This window comes from Sphingomonas bacterium, from assembly GCF_903643065.1.
In the GTDB taxonomy this organism is placed as follows: Bacteria; Pseudomonadota; Alphaproteobacteria; order Sphingomonadales; family Sphingomonadaceae; genus Sphingomonas.
Map to the genome: position 1 here is coordinate 1 of NZ_CAHJWX010000142.1, position 5,933 is coordinate 5,933.

Below are 5,933 nucleotides of genomic sequence, written 5' to 3' on the forward strand. Positions count from 1 at the left end.
CCCCAGCCACTCCAGCCGGTGCGGCAGCAGCGTGAACAGCGAGCCCGCGCCGATCGCCGCCAGCGCGGCCCAGCCCAGCGGCCAGCGCCACGGGTTGACCGGGGCGTCCAGCGCCCTCGCCAGCACGCGCGCCTTGATGATCGAGGTCAGCGCCAGCGTCGCCATCAGCGCCACGGCGACGCCCGCCGCCTGCCAGTGCGGCGGCCAGCCGAACGCGCGCGCGCCGAGCACCAGCGCGAAGCTGAGCGCGATCTGGACGGCGAGCATCGCCACCGAGATGCCCAGGTTGGTCAGCCGCGCGACATAGACCAGCGCCGATTCGCACACCGCGCCGGTCGAGGCGAGCACCTCGGCGGTGAGCAGGAAGCCGAGCGCGGCGGTGCCGGCGACGAAGCGCGGGCCGATCACCCCCATCACCGCCTTGCCCGGAATGGAGCCCATCAGCGCGATGCCGCCCTGCGCCGCCATGATCCAGAACGCGACTTGGCGGACCTGGTCGGCGATCGCGCGGCGGTCGCCCCGGGCGAGGCTGTTGGTGATGACGGGCCCCAGGATGGGGTCGAAGCTGGTCTTGAGCTTCTGCGGGATCGAGCTGACCTGCTGCGCCATATAGTAGAGGCCGACCACCTCCGGCGCGAACAACAGGCCCAGGATGAAGCGGTCGACATTGCGGCTCCCCCATTCGAGCGCGTCCGCGCCCGCGAGCGGGGCGTTGCGGCGCGCGAGGTGCCACAGCGCGAGCGGGCGCGGCGACCAGCCGCTCGGGATGCCGTACGAGCGCAGGAACGGGATCAGGCTGGCGGTCAGCGCCGCCACCATCGAGGCGACATAGGACAGGACCAGCCCGTCGCGGATGGTGACGAACGAGAACAGATACGCCGCCGCCGAGATCGTCCACGGCTCGACGATGGCGCGCGCGGTGACGGTCGCGCGCACGTTCAGTCGATACGCCAGCGCGGCGAGGCTGACGTCCGACAGCGCGGGGCCGAGCACGACGAGGCCGAGGTAGCGATCGAGCCCGTGCACGGGCGAGTTCGGGTACATGACCTGCGGGAAGCACCAGAGCAGCGCGCTCAGCCCCAGCGAGGCGATCGCCGCGACCGCCATCGCGTCCCAGGCCACCCAGGCCTGCGGCCGCTCCGCCTCGCGCAGCGCCTGGGCGAGCCCGCGCTTGAGCCCCAGCGTCGCGAGCAGCGCGGCCAGCTCCACCACCACGACCGCGAGCGCGAAGCGGCCGAGCAAATCGGGGCCATAGCGCCGCCCGGCGATGAACAGGAACGGCAGCCGCGCGGCCAGCCGCAGCACGAACCCCGCGATATTGGTGCGGCCCCCCCTGGCGAGCGTGTCGATGTCGGGGCGGGGGGTCGTCAACTGATCCGTCATGCTGAACTTGTTTCAGCATCCACGCGCGACGCCGAACCGGGGTTGAGCGGCGCGAAGCCATAGTCGACCGCCAGATCGCGCCAGCACGGGTTGGTGGCCTCGATCAGATTGATCTTCCACGCCCGATGCCAGCGCTTCAGCTGCTTTTCTCGCAGGATGGCATGTTCCATGTCGCCGAAGAACTCGACCAGCACCAGCCGGGTCACGCCGTACCGGTTGGTGAAGCCGCGGACCTGCTTCTCGCGATGCTGCCACCAGCGACCCAGCGGGTCGGATGTCACGCCGATATAGAGCGTGCCACGCCGCTGGCCGGCCAGGATGTACACGGCGGGCGTGCGCTGTCTCATTCGTGCAATCCCGTTCGAGCCGTCGCGCGTGGATGCTGAAACAAGTTCAGCATGACAAGGTCAGTGCGCGCTGCCCCAGCTTGCGCCCACGCCGATCTCGACGCCCAGCGGCACCGACAGCGGCACCGCCGGTTCGGCGGCGGTCGCCATCACGCCTTCGATCACCGGGCGGGCGGCGTCGACCAGCTCGTCGGGCACCTCGAACACGAGCTCGTCATGGACCTGGAGCAGCATCCTGACGCGATCGAGCCCCGCTGCCGCGAGCGCCGGTTCCATGCGGACCATCGCGCGCTTGATGATGTCGGCGCTGCTGCCCTGGATCGGCGCGTTGATCGCGGCGCGCTCGGCGCCCTGGCGCTCGTTCATGACCTTGGACTTGATCCGGGGGAACCAGGTCTTGCGGCCGAAGAGCGTCTGCGTGAAGCCGCGCTCGCGGACCTGGGTCAGCGTGTCGGCCATGTAGCGGTTGATGCCGGGGAAGCGTTCGAAGTAACGGTCGATCATCGCCTGCGCCTCGTCGGGCGTCACCTCCAGCCGGCCCGCCAGCCCCCAGCGGCTGATGCCGTACAGGATGGCGAAGTTGATCGTCTTGGCGCGCGACCGGGTGTCGCGGTTGACCTCGCCGAACAGCTCGGTGGCGGTAAGCGCGTGGATGTCCTCCCCATCGGCATAGGCCTGTTTGAGCGCGGGGACGTCCGCCATGTGCGCCGCCAGCCGCAGCTCGATCTGCGAATAGTCGGCCGCCAGGATGACGTGGCCGGGTTCGGCGATGAAGGCGTCGCGGATCTGCCGGCCGACCTCGGTGCGGATCGGGATGTTCTGGAGGTTGGGCTCGGTGGACGACAGCCGCCCGGTCTGCGCGCCGGTCAGGCTGTAGCTGGTGTGGACGCGGCCGGTCGCCGGGTTGATCTCTCCCTGGAGCGCGTCGGTATAGGTGTTCTTGAGCTTGGTCAGCTGGCGCCATTCCAGCACCTTGCGCACCACCTCGCTGCCCGGCGCCTTCTCGCGCGCGAGCCGTTCCAGCTCGGTGACGTCGGTCGAATAGACCCCCGACTTGCCCTTGCGCCCGCCCTTGAGCCCCAGCCGCTCGAACAGCACGTCGCCCAGCTGCTTGGGGCTGCCGATCGTGAACGGGCCGCCGGCGAGCTGGTGCACCTCGCCCTCCAGCGCGGCGATCTGGCCGCTGAACTCGGCCGACAGCGCGTGGAGCCGTGCGGCGTCGACCTTGATCCCGCGCCGCTCCATCGCGGCGACAACGGGCACCAGCGCGCGATCGACCATCTCGTACACCCGCGTCGCCCCCTCCGCCGGCAGGCGCGCGCGGAACCGCTTCCACAGCCGCAACGTGACGTCCGCGTCCTCGGCGGCGTAGCGGGTGGCGGTGGGCAGGTCGATCTCGGCGAAGCCGCGCTGCGTCTTGCCGGTTCCGACCACGTCCTTGTACGCGATGCATGAATGCTGGAGGTGCGTCGCCGCCAGCTCGTCCATGCCATGGCCGTGCAGCCCGGCATCGAGGTCGAACGACAGCACGATCGTGTCGTCGTGCGGGGCGACGGCGATGCCGCGCTCGCCCAGCACGATCATGTCGAACTTGATGTTGTGCCCGATCTTGAGGACGGACGCGTCCTCGAACAAAGCCTTGAGCCGGTCCAGGCACGGTTCGCACTCGATCTGGTCGGGGTTGTCGGCGAGCAGATCGGTGCCGCCATGCCGGAGCGGCACATAGCAGGCGCGGTTGGGAGCGAGCGCGAGGCTGACGCCGACCAGCTCGGCGCGCGTCGCGTCGGTGCCGCTCGTCTCCGTGTCGATCGCGACGAACCCCTGCGCGCGCGCGTCGGCGATCCAGCGGTCGAGCGCGTCGAGCGTCAGCACCGTCTCGTACGCGTCGTGGTCGCACGGCGGGTCCGGCGCGAACGGCGCGCTCGGCACCGCGACCGGCGCGTCGGCGACCTGCGCCAGCTTGGTGAGCAGCGTGCGGAAGCCGTGATGCTCCAGGAAGGCGCGCAACGGCGCCTCCGGGATGCCCTGGAGCACCAGCTCGTCGAGCGGGTGCTCCAGCGGCGCGTCGCATTTCAGCCTGACCAGCTCGCGGCTCATCCGCGCGGCGTCGGCATGGTCGCGCAGATTGTCGCGCAGCTTGCCCTTCTTGAACGTGTCGAGCGCGGCGGCGGCGAGCACGCCCTCCACGTCGCCATGCTCGTTGATCAGCTGCGCCGCCGTTTTCGGCCCCACGCCCGGCACGCCCGGCACGTTGTCGACGCTGTCCCCCATCAGCGCCAGTACCTGGCCGAGCTTGTCGGGGCCGACGCCGAACTTCTCCTGGACATAGTCCGCGCCCAGCCGGCGGTTGTTCATCGTGTCGTACAGGTCGAGCCCGGGCTCGATCAGCTGCATCAGGTCCTTGTCGCTGCTGACGATCGTCACCTGCCAGCCCTGCGCCAGCGCCGCCTTGGCATAGGACGCGATCAGGTCGTCCGCCTCCAGCCCCTCCTCCTCGATACACGGCAGCGAAAAGGCGCGCGTCGCGTCGCGGATCATCGGGAATTGCGGGACGAGATCGGCGGGCGGGGGCGGCCGGTGCGCCTTGTAGTCGGCGTACATCTCGTTGCGGAAGGTCTGGGACGAGGCGTCGAGGATCACCGCCATGTGCGTCGGGCCGCCCCCTTCTTCCTTGGCGCCGGCGTGGACCTCGTCCGCCAGCTTCCAGAGCATGGTCGTGTAGCCATAGACGGCGCCGACCGGCTCGCCATGCTTGTTGGTGAGCGGCGGCAGGCGATGGTAGGCGCGGAAGATATAGCCCGAGCCGTCGACGAGGTAGAGATGGGGCATGGCGAGGGTATTAGCGGATCAAGCAGGCGGTTTACAGCCGGTTGAACCCGGTTTACCCGTTTTGACCTGATTTCAGGTAAAAACGGGTAAACTCGTCATGGATGCCGTTCGGAACCCCTTTGCACCAGGAGCGGGCAACCCGCCGCCTGAACTGGCAGGACGGCAGGTGCTGCTCGACCAAGCCGACGTGGCGCTGCAACGCGTGAAACAGGGCCGGGCTTCACAAAGCCTGATTCTGGTCGGGTTGCGAGGTGTCGGAAAGACGGTGCTGCTGAACCGCATCAAGGTCATGGCGGAGGGCTACGGCTATCGGACCGCGTTTGTGGAGGCACATGAGGGCAAGTCGTTAGCCGAGCTGCTGCTACCGTCGATCCGCAACCTGCTCTTTTCCTTCAGCATGATGGACGCGGCGAAGGAAAAGGCGCGACGTGCTTTGCGTGTGCTGCGCGGTTTCCTGAGCGCGATCAAGCTGAACCTCGGCCAACTGGACCTGGAGATCGGCCTGGATGCCGAACGCGGCGTCGCGGACAGCGGCGACCTCGAAAGCGACCTGCCGAACCTGTTGCAGGTCGTCGCGGAGGCGGCGCGCGCGGCCAGCAGCAGCGTCGCCCTGCTCATCGACGAACTGCAATATTTTGATGAACGCGAGTTCAGCGCACTGATCATGTCGATGCACAAGATCAACCAGGCCGGCCTGCCATTCGTGATGTTCGGCGCCGGCCTGCCGCAAGTGATGGCGCTCGCGGGCGAGTCGAAATCCTATGCCGAGCGGCTGTTCCGCTATCCACCGATCGGTCCGCTCGATCCCGAAGACGCCGCCGCGGCGCTACGATCGCCGATCGAGAGCGAAGACGCGGCGATCACCGAACCGGCGCTGGCCCGCATCCTGGAGCTCACCGGGGCCTATCCCTATTTCCTCCAGCAATGGGGCCATGATTGCTGGAACACCGCCGCCGATCCGTTAATCGAACTCGATGACGTCGACCGGGCCAGCCTGGTCGCGATCCGTACGCTCGATGAAGGCTTCTTCAAGGTACGGTTCGATCGCTGCACGCCATCGGAGCGCCGGTACATGCGCGCGCTGGCCGAACTGGGGCCCGGCGCGCACCGATCCGGCGATATCGCCCAGATGCTTGGCTTGAAGACGACCAGCGTCGGACCGACGCGGGGCAAGCTGATCAAGAAAGGCATGATCTACGCGCCAGCCCATGCCGAGACCGAGTTCACCGTCCCCTTGTTCGACGAATATATGCGACGCGCGATGCCCGACCTCTGATGGGCGCGCGCCTTAACCCTTGAGCGCCCAGCGCAGCACCTCCGCCGCGACGCCGGCGCCGGCGCGCACGGCGGGGCGGGCGAGCGCGGGGGTGGACA

At 68.6% G+C, this 5,933-nt stretch carries 4 protein-coding genes; 1 reads left to right on the plus strand and 3 read right to left on the minus strand.

The annotated features are described in order from the left end of the window. The 3 genes from HUU95_RS06480 to polA all read right to left on the minus strand — a co-directional run. Window positions 1–1,371 (minus strand): lipopolysaccharide biosynthesis protein (locus tag HUU95_RS06480; protein WP_254602659.1); only part of this gene is annotated, 1,371 nt, incomplete at its 3' end. Between the two features lie 8 nt (window positions 1,372–1,379). Continuing rightward, a complete protein-coding gene (locus HUU95_RS06485; RefSeq protein ID WP_174279369.1) occupies window positions 1,380–1,730 on the minus strand; it encodes a GIY-YIG nuclease family protein in 351 nt (116 codons plus the stop codon). Window positions 1,731–1,790: 60 nt separating this feature from the next. Next, window positions 1,791–4,559, minus strand: coding sequence for a DNA polymerase I (polA, locus tag HUU95_RS06490; protein WP_174279370.1), 2,769 nt, complete (start codon window positions 4,557–4,559; stop codon window positions 1,791–1,793). A 97-nt stretch (window positions 4,560–4,656) separates the two neighbouring features. Here polA and HUU95_RS06495 point away from each other — a divergent pair, with 97 nt between their 5' ends. Then, window positions 4,657–5,835, plus strand: a complete 1,179-nt coding sequence (locus tag HUU95_RS06495; protein WP_174279371.1) for an ATP-binding protein — start codon at window positions 4,657–4,659, stop codon at window positions 5,833–5,835. Window positions 5,836–5,933 lie beyond the last annotated feature (98 nt).